Origin of the sequence: Streptomyces sp. NPDC015139 (assembly GCF_043079785.1) — a bacterium.
Taxonomy (GTDB): Bacteria; Actinomycetota; Actinomycetes; order Streptomycetales; family Streptomycetaceae; genus Streptomyces; species Streptomyces albidocamelliae.
Window position 1 is genome coordinate 1 of record NZ_JBIBUW010000028.1, and the last position, 24,432, is coordinate 24,432.

Here is a 24,432-nt window from a genome sequence, read left to right on the forward strand (position 1 = left end):
CGGCCCATCCGGGGAGGGGCCAGCAACGGCTCGATCACTGCCCACGACTCATCGGTCAGCTCATGACGACGCACCACGAACCGACCAACGAGCAACCGACTTTGCGGACACGACCTAGGTTGATCACCACAGGTCGAGCTGAGGACGGGCATGGAGAACTGGGACTTTCGCGAGTGGCAGGCAGCGCTCGGCGGTCTTGACGGCCGCGGAGCGGCGCTGGTGGGTCTGGCAGCCGCTGAACGGATCTCCGGGTGTCTTGGCGATGAGCGTTTCCGTCGACACGGCAGTTCGGGGTCCGAGATCGTCACGGAGCTACTGCGGAGGTGCTGGACTGACGCCGCCAACGGCGAGGAGTCGTCCCCAGCTGAGATCCAGGAGCTGGTTGATCAATTGGCTGATTGGTCCCGCGAGTACACGGAGCTGTCGCTGGCCGATCTGTTCCGTTCGTATGGGACACCGATCGGTGAGGGCGGCAGCGAAGAGGACGAGGATGCTGATGACCTGGAGGACTTCATGCACCGGTGGACAGTGGGATGGTGCGCTTCGCTCTCTGCAGACGGCCGCGATGGCTGCAAGGCAGGGCGATCCTCGGCTTCCCGGCCCAGGCGTGGAGCTGCAGCGGCAACATGAGGATCTCGAGCTCGTCAGGGCCTCCAGCAGCACTGAGCGCGGCCCCGTGGTGGCTGACCTACGGGCTCGTGCCGAGGCGGATGCTCGCGGATGGAAGCAGGCAACCGAGCAGCTCGACCTCCTGCATGACTGATCGAAGCGCCAGACCCCGCCCTCGCCGGGCAGGCAGCCAACACGACTACTACGTCAGCCGCTCTCGCTCCTCACCAACATTGAGAGCGCTGGGTTCACCTCCGCGCTCTCAACACTCGCCGCAGCCGTGATACAGACCGCCGGGTCCGGAACGGCGGCGGGGCAGATGTCTCCGGAGCCTGCGGTGACGCCCTTCTGGCAGAGCAGTGCACCGCGTCGACGCGCATATGGTTCCCGCCGGCGACCTCGCCGACGTATCGGGCACCGGACCTTCGGTGTGCGCAAAATGAACGGAGGAGTTCGCCAAGGCCATGGACGACGCGCAGGCATCCGCCCGACAGGCCGCTGCAGATCTGGCCTCACGTTCACCCACGAGACGTGCACAGCGGCGGACGGGTACGCGAGGACCGTCCGCGAGTGACCAGCCGGGCGTCACGGCGTTGCGGGGCGGCTCCATGGGGCGTCGTCAACTTGGTGCGCCCTGGTTCATACAGCCACATCGCGTGGGAGATGACCTCTGCCGGGAACCGGAACCCCTTGTACGACGGCCCCGCGGACTCCACGAACGGCCCCTCCCCGAGAAGATCAGCAAACCCGGCGATCATCCCAGGCCCGAGGCCTCACTCCAGTTGACGATGCCTCGGTATCTCTTTCAGGGTGGTTCAGGCGACGGATTGGAGCTGCTCGGACGAGAAGTCCCCGTCGGACTCGTCGACTTGGGCTCTGGCCGCGGAGAGCAGTTCGGCGGCGTGCTCCGCGTCGTGCTGGAGTACGGCGCGCTCCAGCCGCACCAGCAGCCGCGAGAATTCCAGCGGGGTGTACGCGGTGGCCGCCAGACTCGCGTGATCTGCGGCAATGAGCCTGCGTGCGGAGCCGAGTACGGGAGGTTCGATGGCCGAGTCGGGGATGACCCTCGCATGGCGCACCGACGGCAAGAGGGCGGCCACGCGCGCCTCGTCGCGCTGTGCCAGAGCCGGGTAGAGGGACTCTCGCGCCTGGTTCTGCCCCGCCGTGATGCTCTTCTCGAAGAACATCTGGTCCAGCCCGGCCAGCAGTGCCGCGCCCTGCCCAAGAACAGACGCGGCGGCCTCGTCACGGATCTGAAGGATCGTTGCGATGTTCTCCTCCTTGAACGGTCCGTGATGCCCCGTCTGCTGGTCCATGTACCGCAGAATCTGGGCACCGCCGACCCCAACTCCGTCGGTACCGGTGTACGTGACGTCGGCGAGGTGGTGGAAACGGAAGCCGGCGGAGAAATAGGTGAGGAGACCGGCCTCGTGCGCGCGGTGCACCAGGGTGACCGCCTGCTCGAAGGTGAGCTGCTCGATGACACAGCGGCTGGGGTAGGTGTCGGCCGTACCGTCCCAGGTCACCTTGTCGAACCCGGCTTCGGCGACCAGCTCGATGCCGAGCAGCCCCACCTCGAAGCGGTCGCTGATGGTACGGGGACGTCCCGCGTGGGACCGCATCGTCGCGGGCCGGTCGTCAACGATGGGGGTGTTGAGGTTGAAAGCGGCGGACAGGGCCTGGGTGTGGCGGTTGCGCCGCACATTCCCGGCGATGGCGCGCATGAAGTCGATCGCCTCGGTGGCGGTCATCCGCTCCATGGCCAGCTTGCACTCGGTCAGGCCGTCCATGAACAGCGCGGAGCACGCGGCGGACACGGTGTGCACGGTCTTCAGCAGGGAGTCGGCGACATTGCCCTCGAACATGGGGCGGCCCACGTATGAGGAGACCGGTGCCTGCGTGCCGGTGTGCAGGCGAACCCGGGAGATCGACTGCGGTGCCGGGATCCGGTAGGGCTCCACGGCCTCACGGTCCTGAGTGTTGCCCCGCTCGAGGTGTTCGATGTGCACGATCACCCCTCGGAGGTTCTCGCTGCGCCGTGTGGTGCCGAGGAGGTGCCCTTCGCCAGGGTCGGTGATCGACATGTAGCTTTGTGTGTCTCGGAAGCCGGGGCTGCTCCAGGGACGGACGGGCAACGGCACTCGCTCACCGTCCGAGGTCAGTGTGTAGGCGAGGTGTATGGCCAGGACCTCGTCCTCGCTGAGTGCCCTGCCGCGTTCGCGGGCCGAGACGAGACACCTGGACACAGCGGTCAGATAGTCATCACTGTCCAGGTCCGTTTGCTCAGGCCGGTGCGCGGACACCTGGTCCTGCGCCCGCGAGCGGACATGGACTTCCGCCGCGTCCTCGGTTGCGACGATGCGGAAATCTCCGTCGTCCGGCGGCTCGGTCCCGCTCGTCCCGTGCTCGATGACGTACAGCCGGCGGCACTGCTCCTTCAGCGTGTCGATCCCCTGCTGCCGGTCCGCGACAATGGGCAGGATCGCTGCCATCTGATCGGCGAATTCACCTGCCTCACCGGGATAGTCCTCCAGCAGCCCCGCCACAACTTCCTCGACTCGTGTGCGCAAGCTCGCCACGTCGTCCGGCCCGCGCAGGGCGAACGGGCGGCGTTGTACGTAGCTCTCGTCGGTGCGGTGACGCGTGGTCAGGGCGGTGCGTTGCCAGGCACAGAGGTTGATCGCGTACTCCAGTACCGCTCGGCGCACCGCTCCGTGCGTGAAGCGGCGGATGCGCCCTTCGGGGTGGGTGTGGACGTCACAGGGCATGGTCTTGTCCTTCCAGAGGGGGATTGCGACGTGGTTCGGATTTCGGGTTCGACGGTCGGCGGATCGATGTGCGGATGGCCGTCATCCCGGGGCATCCGGCGGTGGCGGTAAGAAGGATCCCTCAATGCGGGTTTCCGCCTGACCTACGGAGGGCATGTCCGGCGAGCCCCGCACATCAAGTAGGCCCCGCCGGCGAAACGCAGTCACTCCCCGAGAACTCGGCACTTGACAGCCGCCCTGCCGACATGCAGGAGTCGCGGACGGAGTCGACGTGGGGCGATGGCTCCAGCGGCAGCGCTGGCACGTCGTCTGCTGGGGCTCAAGACGCGACAGGGGTCGACAAGCCGTGGACAACTCGGCGGCGTCAACGAGGGTGTCAAGCCCCGAACACCCGGCGCATGACCGAGTAGGGGTGGCTCCGGCCTACTCCTGGCCGCCTACCTGGCCGGCCGGGACAGCCGGGGCGAAACGTTCCGCGTTGCCGTCCGCACCGACCACGGCCGCGACAGCGTCATCCCGGCAGACCAGCTCACCGCCCTCGCGCACCGCCCGTCGCTGAAATCCTCCTGCTCTCCGGCGCGCGACTGGGCCGGTTTGTCTCCTACCGCATACGGTGACCAGCAGGAATCACTTTCTGTGCTCGTACGGCTACAAAAGGAGCGGCAGGGTGGCAACGAACGTCAGTCAGCCCGGGGTCTATGTGGCGGAAACGCTCGATGCCGATTTCTCGGTGAGTATGGGGGCCACGGCGGTGCCGGTGTTCGTCGGAGACTTCGGCAACGTGCCGGCGGCGATGACACGGGTGAACGGCTGGCGTGACGCGCAGAGCCTCCTGGGCAGCGATGACTCCGAGGCGCTGAATGCGGCGCAGGCGGCGCTGTACGGCTACTTCGCCAATGGCGGCGGCGCCGGCTACGTCGTCACCACCGCGGGCCGCGGCCTCAAGGACGCCCTTGCCGAGGTGCCCGACGACGTCACCATCGTGGTCGCCCCGCATCTGTGGGAGCAGGGTGCGCAGACGGCCGGACAGTGGGCGCGGGAACTGGCCGCGTTCGCCGCGGAACGCAAGGCGATGGCGATCCTGCACGCGGACCGCGACCACACGCCCGAGCAGGCCGGCTCGGCGGTCAAGGCCTGGGGCATCCCCGCCGCCCACGCGTCGTTCGCGGCGGTCTACTACCCCTGGGCGCAGATGCCCCGCAGCAGCGACGCCGTCGCGCCGTCCGCCATCGTCGCGGGCATCTGGGCCCGAAGCGACCAGGAACGCGGGGTGTGGAAGGCGCCCGCCAACGCAGCCGTGCGAGGCATCACCGGCCTGCAGCACACGGCCACCGACGACGAACAGCGCCAGTTCGTCAACATCAACTTCCTGCGGACCTTCAAAGGCACCGGCATCCTCGTCTGGGGCGCGCGCACCGTCGCCGCCGACGGGGAGGCGGGCACCTGGCGCTACATCCCCGTCCGGCGTCTGGTCAGCACCGTCGAACGCGACCTCACGCGCGCCCTGCAATTCACCATCTTCGAGCCCAACACCCAAGCCACCTGGGACAAGTGCCGGGCAGCCACGGAGAACTACCTGAACCACATCTGGAAGCAGGGCGGACTCATGGGATCGGCGCCCCAGGAGGCGTACTTCGTCCAGATCGGCAACGGCATCACGATGACGGACACCGACGTCACCGCCGGCCGGATGATCCTCAACATCGGCCTGGCCGCAGTGCGCCCCGCCGAATTCATCACCCTGCAGATCACCACCGAGGCCGGGCAAGCATGACCCCCGCCGCCGCGCCCGAACCCCGGCCATCAACACCGCCCTGACTGAGGCCCGCTCCACACGGCGCCTGCTGCTCTCGAGCGGGCCGTCACCGCGCGCGTCATCCCCGCCCGGCTCACAGGTCGCTTCCTCCAGCGGCCTGCGGGCGGAACCACACGCAGGCTCCGCAAGCAGGTCACCGACCTGGCGTTCAAACGCCTTACTGGGACCGCTCGGGCGTGCAGGTGTGGGCTCCTCCCGACAGGAGGAGCCCACGCTAGGGGATGTGTGATGGGGTTATTCCGTGCGCAGGCCTTCCGGGCGCATCATCCGCAGCAGCGGCGGCAGGCTGAGCAGCGTCACCACGCCGACCACGGCCGCGCCCACGCCGGTCATGGTCAGGACGCTCGCCCAGTCCATGGCCACCGGTGTACGGGTCATCCTCAGCAGCACCGAGCCGAGGGTGACACCCACCATGGTGGCCAGTACGAGGCCGAGTCCGACCGGGAGGGCCGTCTGCCACAGCACCGACAGGCTCAGCGTGCGGCGCCGGGTGCCGAAGGCGACCAGCGCGGAGAGCAGCTTCCTGCGCTCGCGCAGCTGCTCCAGCTGGGAGACGAGCAGACTCGCACCGATCAGTGCCAGCACGAAGGCGGAGCCGACGAACAGGCCGGTGCGGATGGAGGTGTACTTGACGTCCTCCTCGTTCGCCGACCAGCTGTTGGCGCGTGCCAGGGGGTCGATCCGGGCAACGACGTTGCGTATGTACTCTCGTGAGTCCGGCACCGACGGGTCCAGACGCAGGTAGGCCCCGTCCGAGTACAACGCGGGAGCGGCCTTGGCGGGCAGGGCGGCGGGGGTGACCAGCAGACTGTTGGCGTCCTGCAGTGAGTCCTTGCGCGCGTCCACCACCCGCACGTTCGCCGGAACGGTCCAGGGCACCTCGATGCCGCGTTCGTTGCCGTCGTAGGACGGGGCGATGTAGAGCTGCCGACCGGGCTTCACCACGGCGATTTCGTCGGCGTTGCTGGGCGAGGTGTAGTGGCTCCTCGTTCGCGTGATGAACACGTCGCCGTCCTTGCAGGAGGGCAGCGTGGCCAGTTCGCGCAGGGCGGAGCAGTCGCCCACGGTCAGGCCGTTGCTGTTCTTCGGGTTGCGCCGCGCGTCTCCGTACTCCGAGATGGCCAGGGCGACTGCGGCCCGTACCCCCTTGGTGCCGGTGAATTCGCGTTCGACGCCGGACAGCGGCTTGCGGTCGCTGAAGTCGACCTGCATCTGGACCCGGCCGGGGTCCTTGCCGGTGGCCTTGGTGTACTGGCTCTGCGTTCCCGTGAACAGCATCTGCAGGGCGATGGCTCCGGCCACGGCGACGGCGATGCCGTTGACCATGCGTGCGGCGGTTCCGCTGCTCAGCTGCAGCCGCCGTACCGCGAGCTGCCAGGACAGCGCGCCCTTGCCGAGGCGGACGACGACCGCCTCCACCGCCCAGGGGAGCAGCGCGGTGATGCCGATCAGCAGCAGCAGCACGCCGCCGATGACGAGGTACTGGTTGAAGTCGCCGTTCTTGCGGCCTTTGTCGATCATCGGGTAGAGCATCGCGAGGCCGGCAAGCGGCGGCAGGAGCCGCCACCACAGCCGGCGGCGGCGCTGCTTGGCCGCGCGCACGACGCCGAGCGGTTCCACCACCACGCCGCGCATCGCGAGCAGCGTGACGAGTACGGCGGCGACCGGGATCGACACCGCGACCAGGGCGGCGAGCACGGGAGAGGGATCGAGGTAGCTGGGCCAGACGCTCACGCCCAGCAACTCGGTGGAGCCCAGCGTCTGACGGCCGAGGAGGAAGAAGCCGGTGCCGACGACCAGGCCCAGCAGTGCTCCGGCGAGTGCTTCGCCCGCCGCGATCCGCCGGGTCATGTGGCTGTCCGAGCCGACCAGGCGCAGCGCGGCCAGCCGGCGGTCGCGGCGCTCGCCGCCGAAGCGGACGGCGGCGGCGATGAACACGGCGACCGGGGTCAGCAGCACCACGAACACGACCAGGACCATGAGCAGCAGCACCGGGTCGGTCTTCTCGGGTGCCGCGTCCGGCCTGCCGTACCGGGTCAGCCGATGCACCGAAGAGAGGTCCGTGAGTTTCAGCCCCGAGGCGCCCGCGTAGTAGGCCAGTTCGTGGGAGCCGATGAGCCCGCTCTCGCCGATGGTGCCGGTGATCTTGTAGGGCAGCCGCTCCCGCAGCAGCTTGGCGCCGTCCGAGGCGAGCAGATCCCCCAGCGCGGGGGAGACCACCATCTCGCCCTTGCCCGGGAAGCTGTCGACCCCCGGGGGCAGCGGCGCCCGCTTGCCCTCGGGCTCGACGAGCCGGCCGCGGACGTCGACGTCGTGCCAGACGGTGTCGGTGGCGGCGATCAGGAAGGTGTTGTCGGCCTTCGGCGGGGCTTTGTCGGAGTACGTGTAGTCGAAGCGGGCGTCCTCCACCTTGTGGCGCGCGGCGAACACGTTGGGCAGGGCGGTGCACAGCAGGAGCAGTGCCACGCCGAGGCCGACGCCGACGGCGGTCAGCGTCATCCGGACCCAGCCCTCGCGTCCGCCGGTGACGGCGAAGCGGGCCCCCATGGCCAGGTCCCTGGCCCACTGTCTGGTGTTCATATGGCGTGCTCCATGTCGCGGGACTTGCCGTCGCGTACGACGATCTCCCGGTCGGAGTAGGCGGCCACGCGTGCCTCGTGGGTGACGAGCACGACGGCCGCGTTGGTGGAGCGGGCCGCTTCGGTCAGCAGCTCCATCACGCGCTCGCCGTTGAAGGAGTCGAGCGCGCCGGTGGGTTCGTCGGCGAACAGCAGGCGCGGTCCGGTGACCAGCGCGCGGGCCACGGCGACGCGCTGGCCCTGGCCGCCGGAGACCTCGCCGGGCCGCTTGGCCCTGAGGTCGTCGACCTCCAGACGCTCCATCCAGCCGAGCGCGGCCCGCTCGGCGTCCTTGCGGGGACGGCCGTTCAGCCGCAGTGGCAGGGCCACGTTCTCCACACAGGTCAGCTCGGGCACCAGCTGGCCGAACTGGAACACGAACCCGAACTCGGAGCGGCGCAGCGCGCTGCGCTGGGCATCGCTCATCTTCGTCAGTTCACGCCCGTTGTAGGTGATCGACCCGGAGTCGGGCGGCACGATCCCCGCGAGACAGTGCAGCAGCGTGGACTTGCCGGACCCGGAGGGGCCCATGATGGCGACGACCTCGCCCGGGTGGATGGAGAACTCGGCGCCGTCCAGCGCGTGGGTCGGGCCGTACGCCTTGCGCAGGTCGCGCGCGGTGAGCAGGGAACCGGGGGGAGAAGTCGTCATCGGGTCACAGCCTCACTGAGTTTGTCGAGTCGCGCGGCGGTCAGCTCCAGCCAGCGCAGGTCGGCCTCCAGGTGGAACAGCGCGTGGTCGCAGATCAGTTGGTCCGCGAGGTCGCCCTTGCGCTTGCGGTCGGTCAGGAGCCGCATGCTGCGCAGGTGCTCGGAGCGCTGCCTGTCGAGGATGTCGGCCGCGTCCCGGTGGGTGAGCAGGGCGAGGACGACCTTGGTGTAGAGGGTCGACTGGAGGTACTCCTCCGGCTTCTCCGGGGTGGCCAGCCACCGCTGTACGTCGGTGATGCCGGCGTCGGTGATGGCGTACCGCTTGCGCTCGGGGCCGCCGCCGGCCTCGATCCCGTCGACCTCGACGAGCCCGTGCTTCAGCAGCCGGGACATCGTGGAGTAGACCTGGCCGTAGTGCAGCGGCCGGTCGTGACCGAACTTCTCGTCGAAGGCCCGCTTGAGGTCGTAGCCGTGGCGCGGACCGGACTCCAGGAGCCCTAGAAGGGTGTGACCGATGGACATGAGGACCACTCTACACACCGTGTATACCTGGTGTGTATACACGGTGTGTCTACGTCGTGGCGGGATGAACAACTGTGCAGGTGAGGGAGCTGAGAATTCCGGTCATCACGGTTCGGAAAACGGGCGGACGCCGGGGCCGCGGTTACCGGTCACGGTCACGGTTCGGCGGCCCACGGAACGATCGTCCACACTGAGGGACGATGCGCGCGGCGCTGCTGCAGGCCCCGCACTTGGCTCTCGTCCGTGTCCGCGAGAGCCTCCTTCGGGTGGGAGTACGCACACCGCCCTGGGTGCCAACCATCCGCCGTCCGACCAGATCACCCTGCATCCCGGCCTCATACGGCCCGGCCCACCCGACTCCGCCAGCCCCCTGTCGCCGTCAACGGCCGCCACTACCTGGACGGCGTCTTGCGAGCCCCTCCTACTCGAGCGGGAGGGCAGAAGCCAAAGAACGCGCTGCTTGCCGGCCGAGTAAGACTGTGCGGCACACCCTGGCCATCCCACTTGGCTACATGACGGTCTGATGTGAAGTGACTTGAACAGAGCCGAGCAGCCCAAGGGCCTGGGCGCTGGGGCTGCCGGGTTCGGCCTGGTAGACAAGAAGTTGCTGGCCCGCGGCATCGCGTACGTCGAAGGTCTGGTAAGTGAGCGTCAAGGCCCCCACGTCGGGGTGGAGGACGTGCTTGGCGTCCTGGGTCTTGCCGCGCACCGTGTGGGTGTTCCACAGGCGGGTGAAATCCGTGCAGTGCTCGGTGAGTGCGCGGACGAGTTCCCGCAGCCGTGGGTTGTCCGGGTCGAGGCCGGCCGCCTGACGAAGGTGGCTCACGGTGGCCTGCGCTGTGTGACTCCACCGGGTGTAGAACTGTCGGCCTACCGGGTCGAGGAAAACCATGCGGGCCAGATTGTCGGCCTTTTCGAAGGGTGAATGGAGGGCCTCGGCCAGGGTGTTGGCGGCCAAGAGGTCCAAGGTCCGGTTGATGACGAACGCCGCGGCGCCCGAACTGCCGTCCATCAGCTGGCGCAGGGCAGGACTGACCCGGTCCGTGGTGTGCGTGAACTGGTTACTCGGCGCTGTCCCGGCAAGCTGGTGCAGGTGCGCGTGGGCGTCGACGTCCAGTCGCAGGGAGCGGCCGAGCGCATCGAGTACCTGGGCCGAGGGGTGGCGTTCGCGCCCCTGTTCCAGGCGGGTGTAGTAGTCCGCGTTCACCCCGGCCAGGACGGCTACTTCTTCACGACGCAGTCCGGCGACTCTGCGCATGCCGTGGCTCACCATGCCGACGTCCTGCGGCCGCAAGGCCGCCCTGCGTGCGCGCAGGAACTCTCCCAGGTGGTTGTCGGTCATGTCCTCAGGCTAGGCCGTAGAGGCGGTGTGCTGCCTGGGTGTGGTGCACCCAGGCAGCACACGTCCTGGTCGGCGCTCTGCGGCCGGTCCACACTCGGCCGGACAGGACAGATCCGCACCGATGGACGAGGAGAATCCGTCATGCCAGGGCAGAGGGTGAAGGGCCATGCCGACGTGGTCGGTATGTGGGTGACCGCAGATGGTCACATCCGTCAGGAGTTGCGGGCGGACGGACGGTACGACGAGGCCCGCGGTGGCCGGCGCAGCGCCTACACCGGCCGCTACACGGTGACCGGCAGTCACATCGACTACGTCGACGACTCGGGGTTCACCGCGACGGGCGACATCCGCGACGGAGTGCTCTACCACGAGCACCTCGTGCTCCGCCGAGAGGAAGAGCAGGCATGACACACTCGGCCAAGGTCGTGGCGGTCACCGGAGCGAGCAGCGGGATCGGAGAGGCGACCGCCCGCCGGCTTGCCGCCGACGGGCACCGCCTGCTTCTAGGAGCGCGACGCATCGATCGTCTCGAAGCACTGACCAAGGAGATCATCACCGCAGGGGGCACTGCGGCCTTCCAGCGGCTGGACGTCACAGATGCCGCCGATCTCCGGGCCTTCGTGTCCGCCGCCGGCGCGACTTACGGCCGATTGGACGTGATCGTCAACAACGCCGGAGTGATGCCGCTTTCGCCGCTGGAAGCGCTGAAGACCGACGAGTGGGACCGGATGATCGACGTCAACGTGCGGGGAGTTCTGCACGGTATCGCCGCCGCCCTGCCCGCGATGCGCGCCCAGGGCGGTGGGCACTTCGTGAACGTCGCCTCGGTCGGGGCGTACGAGGTCTCTCCCACCGCCGCCGTCTACTGCGCCACCAAATTCGCCGTCCGGGCGATCTCCGAGGGACTGCGGCAGGAGTCCTCCGGGAGCATCCGGGTCACCCTCGTCTCCCCGGGCGTGACCGAGTCCGAACTCGCCGACAGCATCTCCGACGCTGCGGCGCGGGAGGCCATGAAGACCTACCGCGCCGTGGCGCTGCCCGCCTCCGCCATCGCGGAGGCCATTGCCTACGCCATTTCCCAGCCTTCACAGGTCGACGTCAACGAGATCGTCGTCCGCCCCGCCGCAAGCGCCCAATAGCTCCCCCGGAAGGAACTCGGATGGGAACCAGTCCCCTCCGACGGATCCGCCGGACCGCGGAGGGGGGAGGCTCGAGGGGCGGCCGACGCCGTCGTGCTCGCGCGGGTGCACCGCAAGTGGCCGACGTGCCTTGCTGCGGGTCAGGGAACTCGCCCAGGTGTCTGGCCCGGTTGGTGAATGGAGATACGGGTGGAGCATGGCAGGGAGGCGCGCACGAGGAGGGGAAGTCCATGAGCATGCCTTCCTCTGGCTCCGAGCATCCCTGCCAGGACGGCGGGCTGTCCGAGTACCGGGTGCGGCTGAGGGTGATCGAGGTCTTGGCACGAGGCGCGAAGGAAGCCGAACCGCAGGCGGCTCCGAAAGAGCTCTGCCGGGCCTGCATCCGGTTGCTGCCGGTCAGCGGCTCATCGGTGTCCATCTCGGGAGGACCGGGCGTGCGACCCGTGTGGTGTGCGAGCGACAAGACCGCCGCGCGGCTGGCCGAGGCCCCGCACACCCTGGGCGCCGGCCCACCGCGCTGACGAGCACCCCCAGGCGGAGGCAGCTATGCGGCCGGCTGAACCGCCGGAGCCCTCGGCCGACCGCAAGTGGATCTTTCCGGGGTTCGGGTGCCGGATGATGTCCCCGACGACGTGCGGGGTGTCGTCGCCGTCCGCGGATGTGTATGGGTAGCCGACGATGAGGAGCATGACGTGGAGCCTGCGGAACTGCGTCGCGCGGTCGAGGCGGCACGGGCGACCGTCACGCAGCTGGGCCTGCGAGTGGATGACGTGGTCGTCGTCCACGACTCGGACCGCGTCGCGCTGCGCCTGCTCCCGTGCGACGTGCTGGCCCGGATCGCGCCGCCGGGGCAACTGACCGACTCCGCGTTCGAGGTCGAGGTGGCCCGCCGGCTCGCGGCCGTCGACGCCCCGGTGGCCGGGCTGGACCCCCGGGTCGAGCCCCGCCTGTACGAGCGGGACGGCTTCGCCGTCTCACTGTGGACCTATTACGCACCGGTGGCGGCGGAGATCGCGCCGGCCGCGTACGCGAACGTGCTCATGCGGCAGCACGCCGCCCTGCGCCGCATCGAGCTGGACGCGCCCCACTTCACGGAACGGGCCGCCCGCGCGCTGCGGGAGGTGACCGACCGGGAGCAGACGCCCGACCTGTCCGACGCCGACCGGGAACTCCTCGCCCGCACCCTGGGCGAGGTGAGCGCCGTGATCGGCGCGGACCGGTCCGGCGACCAGTTGCTGCACGGCGAGCCACACGAGGGCAACCTCCTCGCCACGGAGCGGGGACCGCTCTTCGTGGACCTCGCCACGTGCTGCCGCGGGCCGGTCGAGTTCGACCTCGCACACGCTCCCGACGGTGTGGCGGAGCACTACGCGGGGGCAAACCCGGATCTCCTGCACCGGTGCCGCGCCGTGGACTGGGCCATGTTCTCAGCCTGGCGCTGGCGCCGCACGGACCAGATGCCCGACCGGGACCACTGGAGGGCGGAGGGACTCGCCCTGGTCCGTGCCTCGCTCGACCGCCGTGGACCGCGCTGACCGTCCCCGGTTGCCATGCCCGATGAGGAGGAACGGCCTCCACTTCCTCGACGCCGTCGCGGGCGAGGGGACGACCGGGAGGAAGCCTTCGCCGCGTGGCAAATCGAGCTACCCCCGGGCGCGGGGACGACCTGTACTCAGAGGGGAACACCGGGACCTCCCTCGCATCGGCGGGGAGGACGTGCTGCACTACGCCGTCACCGAACTGCGTGGTGTTGCGGTCAATGGCTGGGGCTTGTCGCCATTTCGAGCTTGTGGCTCATGCGTTCCAGGGTGCGGACGGTTGTGCGGTACTCCTCCAGGGAGATGCCGGCCATGGACAGCTCGCGGAACGCGTCGACGCGCGCAGCCACGTCGGTCAGGCGCCGGCGGCCACCAGGTGTGAGGGTGAGCAGTCCCGGTGCGGGACGGTCTGCCCAGCCGTCGGTGAGAACGGTGTCGATGGGGAGCATCGCTGCCAGGTCGGCCGACGTCCGGACGTAGTCGAGGGGTACTTCCCGGTGGGTGACCGGGAGACCGATGGCGGTCGCGAGGTTCTGCGCCATCTGGACGGAGGTGCATTCGTCGGAGGCGATGTCGAAGCGGTGACCGGTGAACTCGTTTCATGCGCCTCGTGGACCAAGCCGACGACAGAGAAATCACACGCTACGACCTGGCCGAAAACGCGCCAGGGGCGCGCGCCGTGGTCTTCGGCGAAGTCCTCCGAACCGACACCGGCTGGAAGTTCCGCGGCCACGGACAGAGTGACCGTGACCGCCGACTGACGTCTTCGCCTCACAGAGCGCTGCGGTGGGGTGTGCGACTGGTGTAACCGCACACGCTCACGCCGCGTGACGGACCGGAAATTCGATCTTCCTACGGTGCTGTCGTGGGGCTGCCCGCCGTGGGCGGGGCGGCCTGGGATCGGGAAGGTAGACACGACGGGGTGGGGTTAGGTGGCATCTGGCTCGAAGGACGGCAGTGTCCGTACGGTCTGCTCGTACTGCGGGGTCGGCTGCGGGATCGTGCTGGACCTGACGCGGGACCCCGCTGACGGCCGTCGCCGTGCGGCGAAGGCGTCCGGGGACAAGGCGCACCCCACCAACTTCGGTCGCCTGTGCACCAAGGGGGCGACGAGCGCCGACATGATGGCCGCGCCCGGCCGGCTGGGCACAGCGCTGGTGCGCGCCGAGCGGGGGGCGGAGCCAGCTGAGACGGATGTGGATGAGGCCGCCACGGCCGTCGCCGTCCGGCTGCGGGCGATCCTGGACGAGCACGGCCCGGACGCCCTGTCTTTCTACGTCTCCGGGCAGATGTCTCTGGAGGCGCAGTACCTGGCGAACAAGCTGGCCAAGGGCTACGTGCGGACGAATCAGATCGAGTCGAACTCGCGGTTGTGCATGGCGAGCGCCGGCACGGGTTACAAGCTGTCGCTGGGGGCGGACGGCCCGCCCGGTTCCTACCAGGACTTCGATCACGCGGACGCGTTCTTCGTCATCGGCGCCAACATGGCCGACTGCCACCCCATCCTGTTCCTGCGCATGATGGACCGGATGAAGTCGGCGGGCGCCAAGCTGATCGTCGTCGACCCACGGCGCAACGCCACCGCCGACAAGGCCGACCTCTTCCTCCAGATCAAGCCCGGCACCGACCTGGCTCTGCTGAACGGCCTGCTGCACCTGCTGGTCGCGAACGGCCACACGGACGGGGAGTTCATCGCCGAGTTCACCGACGGCTGGGAGGAGATGCCCGCCTTCCTCGCGGACTACCCGCCGGAGAAGGTCGCGGAGATCACCGGCATCCCCGAGGCCGACATCCGGCAGGCCGCCCAGTGGATCGGCGAGGCGGGTGAGTGGATGAGCTGCTGGACCATGGGCCTGAACCAGTCCACCCACGGCACGTGGAACACCAATGCCCTGGTCAACCTGCACCTCGCGACCGGTGCCATCTGCCGACCCGGTTCCGGCCCGTTCTCGCTGACCGGCCAGCCCAACGCCATGGGCGGCCGCGAGATGGGCTACATGGGTCCCGGCCTGCCCGGCCAGCGCTCCGTCCTGGTCGAGAGTGAGCGCGCGTTCATCGAGAACCTGTGGCAGATCTCCGAGGGTTCCCTGCGCACCGAGGTGGGGCGCGGCACGGTCGAGATGTTCGAGCAGCTGGCCGCGGGAGCCATCAAGGCGTGCTGGATCATCTGCACCAACCCGGTCGCCTCGGTCGCCAACCGCAAGACCGTCATCGCCGGTCTGGAGGCCGCCGAACTCGTCATCACGCAGGACGTGTTCACCGAGACCGAGACCAATGCGTACGCCGATGTCGTCCTGCCCGCGACGCTGTGGGCGGAGTCCGACGGCATCATGATCAACTCCGAGCGGAACCTCACCCTCGTCCAAGGGGTCGTCGATACGCCCGGACAGGCGCTGCCCGACTGGCAGCTGATCGCCCGCGTGGCGTGCGCGATGGGCTACGCCGACGCCTTCACGTACGCCTCCGCCGAAGAGGTGTTCGAGGAGCTCAAGCAGGCGTGGAACCCCAAGACCGGCTGGGACTTGCGGGGCGTGACCTACGACCGGCTGCGCTCCACACCGGTCCAGTGGCCGGCACCCACCGCCGACGGCCCGGACCGCAACCCGATCCGCTACCTCAACGACGGAGTCAGCCAGACCCTCCACGTACGAGAGGACGGCAGCCGCCCCCGCCTGGTCTTCCCCACCGCGAGCGGACGCGCCCAGTTCTTCGCCCGCCCCCATCTGCCGGCAGCTGAGCTCCCCGACGACGACTACCCGTTCGTCCTCAACACCGGCCGCCTGCAGCACCAGTGGCACACCATGACCAAGACCGGCAAGGTCGCCAAGCTCAACAAACTCAACCCCGGGCCGTTCGTGGAAATCCACCCCGACGACGCCCAGGCCCTCGGCGTCGTCGACGGCGACCACCTGGAAGTCGCCTCACGCCGCGGACGTGCCGTTCTGCCCGCCGTTGTCACCGACCGCGTCCGGCCCGGCACCTGCTTCGCCCCGTTCCACTGGAACGACCTGTTCGGCGAATACCTCAGCATCAACGCCGTCACCAACGACGCCGTCGACCCCCTCTCCTTCCAGCCCGAGTTCAAGGTCTGCGCCGTCACCCTCGCCAAGACCGCCGCCCCCATCCCGGCAGCCCGCCCGAGCAACCAGCCGGAAGCCGCGCCCGCGGCCCCGGCCCCAGCCCCGGCGCCTATACCGGCCGCGGCAGCGGCCACCGCGCCGGACTCCCCCATCCACGCCCTCGCCACACTGTTCGGCGTCACCGACCTCGCCCCCGCCCCCCTGACCGAACCGGAACGCCACTACCTCTCCGGATACCTCTCCGCACTCGCCACCACCCCGCCCGACAGCCGCGTCCCCGTCCTGCCGCCGGGCGCCCCCTTCGACCCCGGCCACGCCCTGTGGGTCGACGGCGTCCTCGCCGGCATGTTCTCCCGCACCACCCCCGCCACCGCGGCGGCCACCCCCATACCCGTGCAGACCGGCGCACCGGACACTGGCACGGTCGTACCGGCCCGCCGTCTGATCACTTTGTGGGCCTCACAGACCGGCAACGCCGAAGAGTTCGCCGCCGGCGCCGCCCGCACACCTCACTCAGGCGGGCCGCACCGCCGAGCTGCTGCCCATGGCCGATACGAGCCCGGCCCACCTCGGCGAAGACACCGACGTGCTGATCATCACCAGCACATTCGGCGACGGCGAAGCTCCGGACAACGGCGCCGGCTTCTGGCAGGCCCTGGCCGCCCCCGATGCGCCACGCCTGGAAGGCATCCGCTACGCCGTTCTCGCCTTCGGCGACTCCAGCTACGACGACTTCTGCGGCCACGGCCGCCGCCTCGACGAACGCCTCGAGGCCCTCGGCGCCACCCGCCTCATGCCTCGCACCGACTGCGAACCCGACTTCGAGGAAGCCGCCGGGCAGTGGCTCGGGCAGGTGACCACCGCCCTGGCCACCGCTGACGACCGTCAGGCCGTCGCCACGGTCCGAGAGGTGCCGGCCTCCCCCGAGCCCGCCGCCACACCGCTGGCCACTACCCCGGCGTCCGCTCCCTCACCAGCGGGTGCGGGTCACACCAAGACGTCACCGTTCGCCACCCTGCTCGTCGGAAACAGACTGCTGAGCCTGCCCGGTTCCGAGAAGGAGGTGCGGCAGTTCGCCTTCGACACCCGCGACGGCGAACTCGCCTACGAAGCCGGTGACGCCCTCGGTGTCTGGCCGGTCAACAGCGCGGGACTCGTCGCCGAATGGCTCGCCCTCACCGGCCTCGACCCCGACGAGCCGGTCGACCTTGGCGACAGCGCACCCCTCCCCCTCGAAGAAGCACTGCGCACCCGGCTGGACACCTCCCGCATCACCACGGACCTGCTCAAGTTCGTGACGGACCGCACCGGCAGTCACGACCTGAAACGACTGCTGCGCGCGGACAACAAGGATGCGCTCGCCAAGTGGAGCTGGGGCCGCCAAGCCGCAGACGTCGTCGCCGAGTTCCCCGTCCACGCCTCGGCCGCGGACTGGACCGCCGTACTCAAACGCCTCCAGCCCCGCCTGTACTCCATATCCTCCAGCCCACTCGCACACCCGAGCGAGGTCCGCCTGACGGTCTCCGTCGTCCGCTACAGCAACGACCTCGGCCGCGACCGCAAGGGCGTCTGCTCCACCTACCTCGCCGACCGCGCCGACGACGGCCCGGTCCAGGTCTTCGTCCAGCGCTCACCGCACTTCCGCCCGCCCACCGACCCCACCACCCCCATGATCATGGTCGGGCCCGGCACCGGTGTGGCCCCCTTCATCGGCTTCCTCGAAGACCGCCAGGCCCGCGGCCACACCGGCCCCAACTGGCTCCTCTTCGGCGAACAACGCCAGGCAACCGACTTCTACTACCGCGACGACCTCGAGGCCCACCAGGCATCCGGCCACCTCGACCGCCTCGACCTCGCCTTCTCCCGCGACCAGCGCAACAAGATCTACGTCCAGGACCGCATGCGCGAACACGCCCCCCGCCTGTGGCAGTGGCTCCAGGACGGCGCCCACTTCTACGTCTGCGGCGACGCCGGACGCATGGCCAAAGACGTCGACCAAGCCCTCACGGAGATCATCGCCACCCACGGCAACATGGACACCGACGAAGCCGCCGCCTACATCCGACGCCTGGCCGCCGACAAACGCTACGTACGCGACGTCTACTGACCTACGCCCCCAACCACCCCAGCGTCGGTTCGCTGGTCCGGGCTCCGGCAGGCTGTCCCGACACCGGTCACAGGCAGCCCCCGCGACCGGCCGGGTTGCCTTCGCGTGCGGCGCCCGCGATTCAGTGTCCGGCGGCGACCATGCGCGGCTCCGCTGTCAAGCTACGACATTCCGGGGCGTGACCGGAGGACTCCGCGTGGGGCGTACTGGTGGCACGGGACGGAGGTCAGATACCCCTCCCGCAGACGGAAAAGCTGCAGCGACCCAACCGCAGCAGCTTATCCACATTCCGTGAATCCGCAGGACCGCTGTCCGGCAGTCCCGCCCCCGACAGGAGATTTCCCATGGAAAACATTATGGAAAGCGAATACGCAAGCCTCGACGTGACCGACATGATCCCGGCACAAAAAGAAGAGGGGGAGCCGGGGACCGATGCGCCAACGATGCTGGGCATCGTGTTCACTGCCGGTTTCGTCAAGAACGGAAGGGGGCATGTGGACTGGTTCATCCCCGACGGCCGGATCAGGAAGGGCTCCGTCGTTCTGGCCTCGGCCACCGAAATGGACAGTACATTCAGCAGCCCGCTTTTCGGGGGCGCTCACGTCACTGTGCAGCAGATCACTCCTGCGGACGGCTCGGTACGCGTGCGTACATGGGTGGACAACGTGCCCGTGAACATCAATCTCCGATTGCAGATAGCTGTGCTCGGGATGGTCACGGTCCCCGTGTAGGGGAGCGACTGCCGGCGGCGGGCAAAGCCTCAGCCCGCCGCCCGCGTCGCTGACACCAGGCACGGCGGCGGTCAGCCGAACCCGGACGTCGCACCTCGTCGAGGACCAGAGAGCGACGGTCGACGTACGGGACTGGAGACTGGCGCGGGCGGAGTGAAACACCTGCCGTCCCCGTTCCGCAGCCCCGAGGCGGCCGACGAGTCAGCCGCTATCGCCAGCGACGCCACAAGCCGGGTCAACGCCAGCCAGGGACAACCACAACCGTGCGCCTCTGTCACCACGTTGAGGAAGAAATTCCTTCTCTTCCGGCGACCCACCCCCTCTGCCTTGAGTCGACGTGCTCGACATCGGGCGTCTGCTCATTGGTATCGAGCGCTTGATGACATCGGCGGCCAGGAGCCACACCCCGCAGTCTTAAGCGGTACCCACGGCAAATCATCGCCCGGGGCGCGTGCCCTTAAAGCCGGCATCCTCACCGGTCGTCCCGATAGTGGCACGAAAACAGGCGGCTGCAGGTGACACCGTAACGTAGACAATTTTCTCGATAACCGCAGCTGGCCACGGGCGGCGCCCTGGGCGCGCCGCCCGTGGCCGACTGCGGCGCCGGAGCTCAGCGGCGAGTGGCCACGCCGGCGTCGGCCGAGGTCCTTTCCCCGCTGGCCCTGCTCGGCCCGTCAGCGAACGGTAAGGTCGCGTCGCCCCACGACCGCCAGCGTCGCGGTCAGCACGGCGAGCGCGGCCGTCTGGCCGAGGCTGCCGCCGACGTACTCGGCTCTGGCCGAGGCTGCCGCCGACGTACTCGGCGGGCAGGTGCACCCCGAGCCACAGGTACAGGGCGGTGACGCGGACCGCCAGGAGCAGCAGGCCGAGCACGGCGAGGGCGAGGGCGCCACCGGGCATGCCACGGTCCGTCCGCCGGCTGCGCCACAGCAGCCAGCCGACAGCGCCCACAACGAAGCAGGAGGCGGGCGCCCAGGCCGGGTCGGGGAAGGCGGGTAGCAGCACGAGGGATGCACCCATCACTACACAGCTCGCCATGAAGGCCAGCCCGGGTGATCCCGCAGGCAGCCGGGCCGGGGGTGCGTCGCGGTGGTGGGCGGCACAGAGTGCGAGGGCCGGCAGCCAGGCGAGGAGCGCGAACGCGGTGGCGAACGCCGGGTCCGGCACTGCCGTCTCGCTCACCAGAGGGGCGAACAGCGGTTGGAGGGTGGGCAGTGCTGCCAGCAGCGCACAGATCCGAGCGAGGCGGCGGCGATCGTGCAGGAGTGCGAAGTAGGCGGCCGTCCACAGCAGCGGAAGGATCCACTGAGCAGCTGCGGCCGCTCCGGCGAGGAGTCCGTGGTCGGTGAACTCCGACAGGAACAGGTGCCTTTGGGTGGCTCCCCGGCTGAACGCCTGGGTCAGTTCCAGTACGTGGTCGACGACCGCGGAAGCCGCCTGCAGCAGGACCGCGACCAGGGCGAAGAGGCGGGCGGACGATCCGAGCAGGGCGTAGGGCCTGGGTGCTCCAGCCACGCCGAACCGGGTGCGCAGCGCCAGGGCGGCGATGCTCGCCACCTCACCGAGCGTAGGTCGGCTCTGGTCCTGGGTTTCCCGATCGATATCCCACAGGTACGTCTCGACCATCTCCTCCTCCCGTTCGCGCCGGTAGTGGGCGGGGAGCAGCCGCAGGACGGCGCGGTAACGCGCCTCGAGGAGGGTGGTCATGCGTAGCCTCCCGCGAGTCCGGGTGCGGTGGGAGGGCGGACCGCACCGGTCGGGGCGTCGGCGCGGGAGCCCTCGGCGATCCGTCGTTTCGCGGCCCTGGCACCGGCCGCCATCTGCTCCGCCTCCGCGTCCAGGGCCGTCACCCCTTCATTGGTGATCCGGTAGTAGCGCCTGAGTCGGCCCTGCTGCACTTCCTCGCGGTCGAGGACGATCAATCCGTCCGCGGTGAGCCGGTCAAGCACCCCGTACAGGGTGCCGACACGCAACTGCACCTGTCCCTCGGACAGCTCCTCGACCTCGTGCAGGATCCCGTAACCGTGCCGCGGCTGATCGGCGAGGGCTGTGAGGACGAAGAACGCAGCCTGGGTCATGCTCCTCAACGTCATGAAGACAAGATATCTCGGCTCCCGATATATATCGAACAAACTGTGCTGTGGGCAGGTCCAAAGCCCCTCACTCGCGATGCCGGCCGACTGACGCAGGGGCCCGGCTGACGATCACAGCCGAGCCCCGAGCCCCGTGGTCCACTCTGCGACGCACTCGCAGCTCGCCGTGGCCGGAGGCACCGGCGGATGCAGCTGAGAGGGGTCTGGTGGGACATGCCTGCGCCCTGCTTCCGCGTCTCCTTCACCCGGCAGCCGCCAGGACCCGGCACGAGCACACCACCAACCAGCCGGGACGGGTCGGCACCGGGCTGGTCAACACCCGTCCTGCCGACAGCGGGCGCCCGGGCGGCCATCCATCGAAGGGGATCGTCGTCCTCACCGACCCAGGCCAAGGCGTAGGCGTTAGCGCCCTGGGAGGTCCCCACGACTCGACCCGCCCGGGGACGGTGGCCGGCAGACGGTTGTCCGCCGGCACAGCGTCTGTTCTATCGGGGCAACTCGGGCTGTCCCGTGCGGGTCTCTGCGGCATGTGCCACCGCTGCGCGGATGGGATCGGGTCCTTCGGCAAGCTCCAGGACGAGTCCGGCGGTAGCGGGAGTGTCGAGCAGAGACGCCAAAACCTGAGCGACATCGTCGCGGGTGACTTCGCCGACGCTTCGCTCGGCAGTGAGGCGAACGGTGCCGGCGCCAGGCTCGTTCGTGAGGGCGGCCGGCCGCAAAACCGTCCATCTGAGGTCCTGGGCCATGAGGTACTCGTCCGCGGCGGTCTTGGCATGCACGTAGGCCGCCCAGACTTCGTCGGCGTGAGCCGGGGGCGGGCTGCCCGCGCCGCGGGTGGAGACCATCACATACCGTCGGACCCCTGCCTGCAGAGCAGCGTCGGCGAGGACGGCCGCGGCCTGGTGGTCGACGGTGTGTTTGCGGGCCGTGCCGCTGCCCGGTCCGGCGCCGGCGGCGAAGACCACCGCGTCGGTCTCGGACAGGATCGCGGCAACGTCGTCGCACGATGCCTTCTCCAGGTCACAGACGACGGGGTGCATTCCGTCTGCTCGCAGGTCGCTGCTGTGGGCAGGGTTACGGACGATCCCCACGACGCTGTCGCCGCGAGCCGCGAGCAGTCGGCCCAGGCGCCGGGCGATCTGGCCGTGGCCGCCCGCGATCACGATCTTCATGAAACTCTCCTCGGACGGAAAGGATGATGCGGCCCCACCGGCGCTGCGGCGGACCTCGTGGTGGCCGGCACGGCGGACCATCCCTCAGAAGGCGATGCGGACTTTCAGTGCCTCGCGGTCGTGCATGGCGCGGTAGCCGTCGGGCACGCCATCCAGGTCGACGGTGCGGTCGAAGACCAGGCCCGGATCGATCGCGCCGGACAGTACGTCCGGCAGCAGCTCGGGGATGTAGGCGCGGGCGGGGGCGACGCCGCCGGCAAGCGCCACGTTCCGGCCGAACATCTGGGTGATGTCGACACCGGCGCTGCCGCCGTGCGGCACGCCGACGTAGCCGACGGCGCCGCCGTCCCGGGCGATGGAGATCGCGGTGCGCATCGACTCCTCGGTCCCGACAGCCTCCAGCACGGCGTGCGCGCCGAGACCGCCGGTCAGTTCCTTGACCGCCTCGATCGCGGCCTCACCGCGCTCGGCGACCACATCGGTGGCGCCGAAACTCCGGGCGATCGCGGTGCGCTGCTCGTGCCGGCCAAGGGCGATGATCCGGTCGGCTCCCAGGCGCCGTGCGGCGAGGACGCCGCACAAACCGACCGCGCCGTCGCCGACCACCGCGACGGTGACACCCGGCCGGACGCCGGCGGTGACCGCGGCATGGTGGCCGGTGCTCATCACGTCGGAGAGAGCGAGCAGGCCCGGCAGCAGCTTCTCCTCGCCAGCGGCCTCCTTGGGCAGCTTGACCAGGGTGCCGTCGGCGAACGGGACGCGGACGGCTTCGCCCTGGCCGCCGTCCGAGCCGACCTCGCCCCAGAAGCCGCCCCGCGGGCAGGACGTGTGCAGACCCTCGCGGCAGTAGTCGCAAGTACCGTCGGACCAGACGAACGGGGCAACGACGAAGTCGCCCCGCGTAAAGCCGATCACCTCGGAGCCGACCTCCTCGACGATGCCGAGGAACTCGTGGCCGATCCGCTGCCCGGCCACCCGGGACGCCACGCCCCGGTACGCCCACAGATCGCTCCCGCAGATACAAGCGTTCACTACCCGCACCACGGCATCGGTCGGATTCCGAACCGCCGGGTCGGGCACCTCCTCTATTCGGATGTCGTTGGGGCCGTGAATCACGGTGGCACGCACGGAACTCTCCTGGGTACTGCTCGGGGCATGGGCTGAAGCAGTCAGAGTCGCCGGACACACATCGCCTTGTCCAGCTACATCCCCTACAGCATTTGCTTAAGATGAACTGATGCTCGATGTTCGACGACTCATCCTCCTGCGCGACCTGGCCGTTCACGGCACGGTGACGGCTGTGGCCGAGCTCCACCGCGTCACACCATCCGCCGTCTCGCAGCAACTACGGCTGCTGGAGGAGGAGACCGAAACCCGCCTGCTGGAACGCACTGGCCGCTCCGTCTACCTCACCGCCGCCGGCCACCAACTGGTCGGCGACACCGAGAACGTGCTCGCCGCTCTCGAACATGCCCAAAGCCGGCTCCGCACCGGCACCGGAGAGCCGACCGGGCCCGTTCACCTCGCCTGCTTCCCCAGCGCGCTCGCACCGATAGCCGCCCCCTTCGGAGAGGTTCTGGAGAGCACCCACCGGAACCTGCGGCTGCACATCACCGAGGCTGAGCCCGAAACCGCCGTGCGGCTCCTGCTTCAGCGACGCGTCGACATCGCGCTGCTCTACCGCTACGCCAACCTCGCCACACCCGCGCATCCCGGCGTCGAGATCCGAACCCTGCGCACCGATCCACTCGTCGCCGTCCTGCGAAACGACCATCCCGCTGCCCGCCCCGAGCGGTCCGCGATCGACCTGCGGGAACTCGCAGACGCTCCGTGGATCACCGCCCCGGCCCAAACGGCGTGCGGGGACGCCATCCTCCAGGCCTGCCGGGCGGCCGGCTTCAGCCCACAGGTCCGCCACACCTGTACCGACTTCTCCGCGATGATCGCTCTCGCCGCGACCGGGGGCCACACCGTCCTCATCCCACACATGGCCGCCGCCCATCTCCCGTCCGTGCTGACAGCACGACCAGTGACGGACCGCACGCTCACTCGCACAATCGAGACCGCCGTCCGCCACGGCACAGCGAACGAACCCGCAATCGCCGCCGGCCTCAGTGCACTCCGGATGTGCGCCGATGCGAGCAGGCCTGGCAGCAGCGGGCCCAGTCCTGTGTGACGTACGCACAGAGCACGGGACCACCGGGACCGGAAGGCGCGGTGACATCGAGACACAGACGAACTCCCCGC

19 protein-coding genes and 2 pseudogenes are annotated in these 24,432 nt (G+C 69.3%); 10 read left to right on the plus strand and 11 right to left on the minus strand.

From position 1 onward, the window contains the following. Positions 1-95: pseudogene (locus ACF08B_RS38550) on the minus strand (IS5/IS1182 family transposase); the annotation flags it as partial. A 55-nt stretch (positions 96-150) separates the two neighbouring features. Here ACF08B_RS38550 and ACF08B_RS38555 point away from each other — a divergent pair. After that, on the plus strand, positions 151-630 hold the full coding sequence (locus ACF08B_RS38555) for a hypothetical protein (RefSeq protein ID WP_392321705.1): 480 nt from the start codon (positions 151-153) through the stop codon (positions 628-630). Between the two features lie 794 nt (positions 631-1,424). Here the strand turns inward: ACF08B_RS38555 and ACF08B_RS38560 are convergent. Next, complete coding sequence (locus tag ACF08B_RS38560) at positions 1,425-3,377, minus strand: hypothetical protein (RefSeq protein ID WP_392321706.1); 1,953 nt, start codon at positions 3,375-3,377, stop codon at positions 1,425-1,427. Positions 3,378-4,044: 667 nt separating this feature from the next. Here ACF08B_RS38560 and ACF08B_RS38565 point away from each other — a divergent pair. Next, a complete protein-coding gene (locus ACF08B_RS38565; RefSeq protein ID WP_392321707.1) occupies positions 4,045-5,151 on the plus strand; it encodes a phage tail sheath family protein in 1,107 nt (368 codons plus the stop codon). 276 nt (positions 5,152-5,427) lie between these two features. On the opposite strand, the gene ACF08B_RS38570 is transcribed toward ACF08B_RS38565, so the two are convergent. From ACF08B_RS38570 to ACF08B_RS38585, 4 genes are all read right to left on the minus strand, one after another. Continuing rightward, entirely contained in the window at positions 5,428-7,773 is a 2,346-nt protein-coding gene (locus tag ACF08B_RS38570; protein WP_392321708.1) for an ABC transporter permease, read from the minus strand. Beyond that, complete coding sequence (locus ACF08B_RS38575) at positions 7,770-8,462, minus strand: ABC transporter ATP-binding protein (protein WP_392321709.1); 693 nt, start codon at positions 8,460-8,462, stop codon at positions 7,770-7,772. The genes ACF08B_RS38570 and ACF08B_RS38575 overlap by 4 nt, the downstream gene beginning before the upstream one ends. Continuing rightward, positions 8,459-8,983, minus strand: a complete 525-nt coding sequence (locus tag ACF08B_RS38580; RefSeq protein WP_392321710.1) for a PadR family transcriptional regulator — start codon at positions 8,981-8,983, stop codon at positions 8,459-8,461. Before ACF08B_RS38580 ends, ACF08B_RS38575 begins: the two co-directional genes overlap by 4 nt. A gap of 508 nt (positions 8,984-9,491) precedes the next feature. Next, positions 9,492-10,325, minus strand: coding sequence for a helix-turn-helix transcriptional regulator (locus tag ACF08B_RS38585; protein ID WP_392321711.1), 834 nt, complete (start codon positions 10,323-10,325; stop codon positions 9,492-9,494). Positions 10,326-10,466: 141 nt separating this feature from the next. On the opposite strand from ACF08B_RS38585, the gene ACF08B_RS38590 reads away from it, so the two are divergent. From ACF08B_RS38590 to ACF08B_RS38605, 4 genes are all read left to right on the plus strand, one after another. Beyond that, on the plus strand, positions 10,467-10,733 hold the full coding sequence (locus tag ACF08B_RS38590; protein WP_392321712.1) for an Atu4866 domain-containing protein: 267 nt from the start codon (positions 10,467-10,469) through the stop codon (positions 10,731-10,733). Beyond that, positions 10,730-11,464 (plus strand): SDR family oxidoreductase, encoded by a 735-nt coding sequence (locus tag ACF08B_RS38595; RefSeq protein ID WP_392321713.1) that lies wholly within the window; start codon positions 10,730-10,732, stop codon positions 11,462-11,464. Before ACF08B_RS38590 ends, ACF08B_RS38595 begins: the two co-directional genes overlap by 4 nt. A 230-nt stretch (positions 11,465-11,694) precedes the next feature. After that, entirely contained in the window at positions 11,695-11,985 is a 291-nt protein-coding gene (locus ACF08B_RS38600) for a hypothetical protein (protein WP_392321714.1), read from the plus strand. Between the two features lie 171 nt (positions 11,986-12,156). After that, the gene (locus ACF08B_RS38605; RefSeq protein ID WP_392321715.1) at positions 12,157-12,999 is read left to right on the plus strand and encodes a phosphotransferase family protein; all 843 of its coding nucleotides are present in this window, start codon (positions 12,157-12,159) and stop codon (positions 12,997-12,999) included. A 221-nt stretch (positions 13,000-13,220) separates the two neighbouring features. On the opposite strand, the gene ACF08B_RS38610 is transcribed toward ACF08B_RS38605, so the two are convergent. Next, positions 13,221-13,544 carry a hypothetical protein gene (locus ACF08B_RS38610; RefSeq protein ID WP_392321716.1) on the minus strand — a complete coding sequence of 108 codons (324 nt, stop codon included), beginning with the start codon at positions 13,542-13,544 and terminating at the stop codon, positions 13,221-13,223. Positions 13,545-13,603: 59 nt separating this feature from the next. Between ACF08B_RS38610 and ACF08B_RS38615 the strand changes: the two genes are divergently transcribed. The 3 genes and pseudogenes from ACF08B_RS38615 to ACF08B_RS38625 all read left to right on the plus strand — a co-directional run bounded on the left by ACF08B_RS38615 (position 13,604) and on the right by ACF08B_RS38625 (position 18,920). Beyond that, complete coding sequence (locus tag ACF08B_RS38615) at positions 13,604-13,810, plus strand: TerD family protein (protein WP_392321717.1); 207 nt, start codon at positions 13,604-13,606, stop codon at positions 13,808-13,810. A gap of 124 nt (positions 13,811-13,934) precedes the next feature. Beyond that, a pseudogene (locus tag ACF08B_RS38620) lies at positions 13,935-18,189 on the plus strand (molybdopterin-dependent oxidoreductase). A 344-nt stretch (positions 18,190-18,533) separates the two neighbouring features. Continuing rightward, positions 18,534-18,920: a hypothetical protein gene (locus ACF08B_RS38625; RefSeq protein WP_392321718.1), complete on the plus strand. Its 387-nt coding sequence runs from the start codon at positions 18,534-18,536 to the stop codon at positions 18,918-18,920. A 435-nt stretch (positions 18,921-19,355) separates the two neighbouring features. On the opposite strand, the gene ACF08B_RS38630 is transcribed toward ACF08B_RS38625, so the two are convergent. From ACF08B_RS38630 to ACF08B_RS38645, 4 genes are all read right to left on the minus strand, one after another. Then, complete coding sequence (locus tag ACF08B_RS38630; protein WP_392321719.1) at positions 19,356-20,627, minus strand: hypothetical protein; 1,272 nt, start codon at positions 20,625-20,627, stop codon at positions 19,356-19,358. Next, positions 20,624-20,998, minus strand: a complete 375-nt coding sequence (locus tag ACF08B_RS38635; RefSeq protein ID WP_392321750.1) for a PadR family transcriptional regulator — start codon at positions 20,996-20,998, stop codon at positions 20,624-20,626. The genes ACF08B_RS38630 and ACF08B_RS38635 overlap by 4 nt, the downstream gene beginning before the upstream one ends. Before the next feature lie 500 nt (positions 20,999-21,498). Beyond that, on the minus strand, positions 21,499-22,185 hold the full coding sequence (locus tag ACF08B_RS38640) for an SDR family oxidoreductase (RefSeq protein ID WP_392321720.1): 687 nt from the start codon (positions 22,183-22,185) through the stop codon (positions 21,499-21,501). A gap of 84 nt (positions 22,186-22,269) precedes the next feature. Next, positions 22,270-23,313, minus strand: a complete 1,044-nt coding sequence (locus ACF08B_RS38645) for a zinc-dependent alcohol dehydrogenase family protein (RefSeq protein ID WP_392321721.1) — start codon at positions 23,311-23,313, stop codon at positions 22,270-22,272. 109 nt (positions 23,314-23,422) lie between these two features. Here ACF08B_RS38645 and ACF08B_RS38650 point away from each other — a divergent pair, with 109 nt between their 5' ends. Next, a complete protein-coding gene (locus ACF08B_RS38650) occupies positions 23,423-24,361 on the plus strand; it encodes a LysR substrate-binding domain-containing protein (RefSeq protein ID WP_392321722.1) in 939 nt (312 codons plus the stop codon). Positions 24,362-24,432: the final 71 nt, after the last annotated feature.

What these genes read in the sequence shown, in the direction of transcription:
- ACF08B_RS38615 (WP_392321717.1), top strand. Translation starts at nt 13,604, where the DNA reads ATGCGCCTCGTGGACCAAGCCGACGACAGAGAAATCACACGCTACGAC.
- ACF08B_RS38555 (WP_392321705.1), top strand. Translation starts at nt 151, where the DNA reads ATGGAGAACTGGGACTTTCGCGAGTGGCAGGCAGCGCTCGGCGGTCTT.
- ACF08B_RS38625 (WP_392321718.1), top strand. Translation starts at nt 18,534, where the DNA reads ATGGAAAACATTATGGAAAGCGAATACGCAAGCCTCGACGTGACCGAC.
- ACF08B_RS38600 (WP_392321714.1), top strand. Translation starts at nt 11,695, where the DNA reads ATGAGCATGCCTTCCTCTGGCTCCGAGCATCCCTGCCAGGACGGCGGG.
- ACF08B_RS38595 (WP_392321713.1), top strand. Translation starts at nt 10,730, where the DNA reads ATGACACACTCGGCCAAGGTCGTGGCGGTCACCGGAGCGAGCAGCGGG.
- ACF08B_RS38610 (WP_392321716.1), bottom strand. Translation starts at nt 13,544, where the DNA reads ATGGCGCAGAACCTCGCGACCGCCATCGGTCTCCCGGTCACCCACCGG.
- ACF08B_RS38640 (WP_392321720.1), bottom strand. Translation starts at nt 22,185, where the DNA reads ATGAAGATCGTGATCGCGGGCGGCCACGGCCAGATCGCCCGGCGCCTG.
- ACF08B_RS38630 (WP_392321719.1), bottom strand. Translation starts at nt 20,627, where the DNA reads ATGACCACCCTCCTCGAGGCGCGTTACCGCGCCGTCCTGCGGCTGCTC.
- ACF08B_RS38585 (WP_392321711.1), bottom strand. Translation starts at nt 10,325, where the DNA reads ATGACCGACAACCACCTGGGAGAGTTCCTGCGCGCACGCAGGGCGGCC.
- ACF08B_RS38570 (WP_392321708.1), bottom strand. Translation starts at nt 7,773, where the DNA reads ATGAACACCAGACAGTGGGCCAGGGACCTGGCCATGGGGGCCCGCTTC.
- ACF08B_RS38560 (WP_392321706.1), bottom strand. Translation starts at nt 3,377, where the DNA reads ATGCCCTGTGACGTCCACACCCACCCCGAAGGGCGCATCCGCCGCTTC.
- ACF08B_RS38580 (WP_392321710.1), bottom strand. Translation starts at nt 8,983, where the DNA reads ATGTCCATCGGTCACACCCTTCTAGGGCTCCTGGAGTCCGGTCCGCGC.
- ACF08B_RS38650 (WP_392321722.1), top strand. Translation starts at nt 23,423, where the DNA reads ATGCTCGATGTTCGACGACTCATCCTCCTGCGCGACCTGGCCGTTCAC.
- ACF08B_RS38590 (WP_392321712.1), top strand. Translation starts at nt 10,467, where the DNA reads ATGCCAGGGCAGAGGGTGAAGGGCCATGCCGACGTGGTCGGTATGTGG.
- ACF08B_RS38635 (WP_392321750.1), bottom strand. Translation starts at nt 20,998, where the DNA reads ATGACCCAGGCTGCGTTCTTCGTCCTCACAGCCCTCGCCGATCAGCCG.
- ACF08B_RS38575 (WP_392321709.1), bottom strand. Translation starts at nt 8,462, where the DNA reads ATGACGACTTCTCCCCCCGGTTCCCTGCTCACCGCGCGCGACCTGCGC.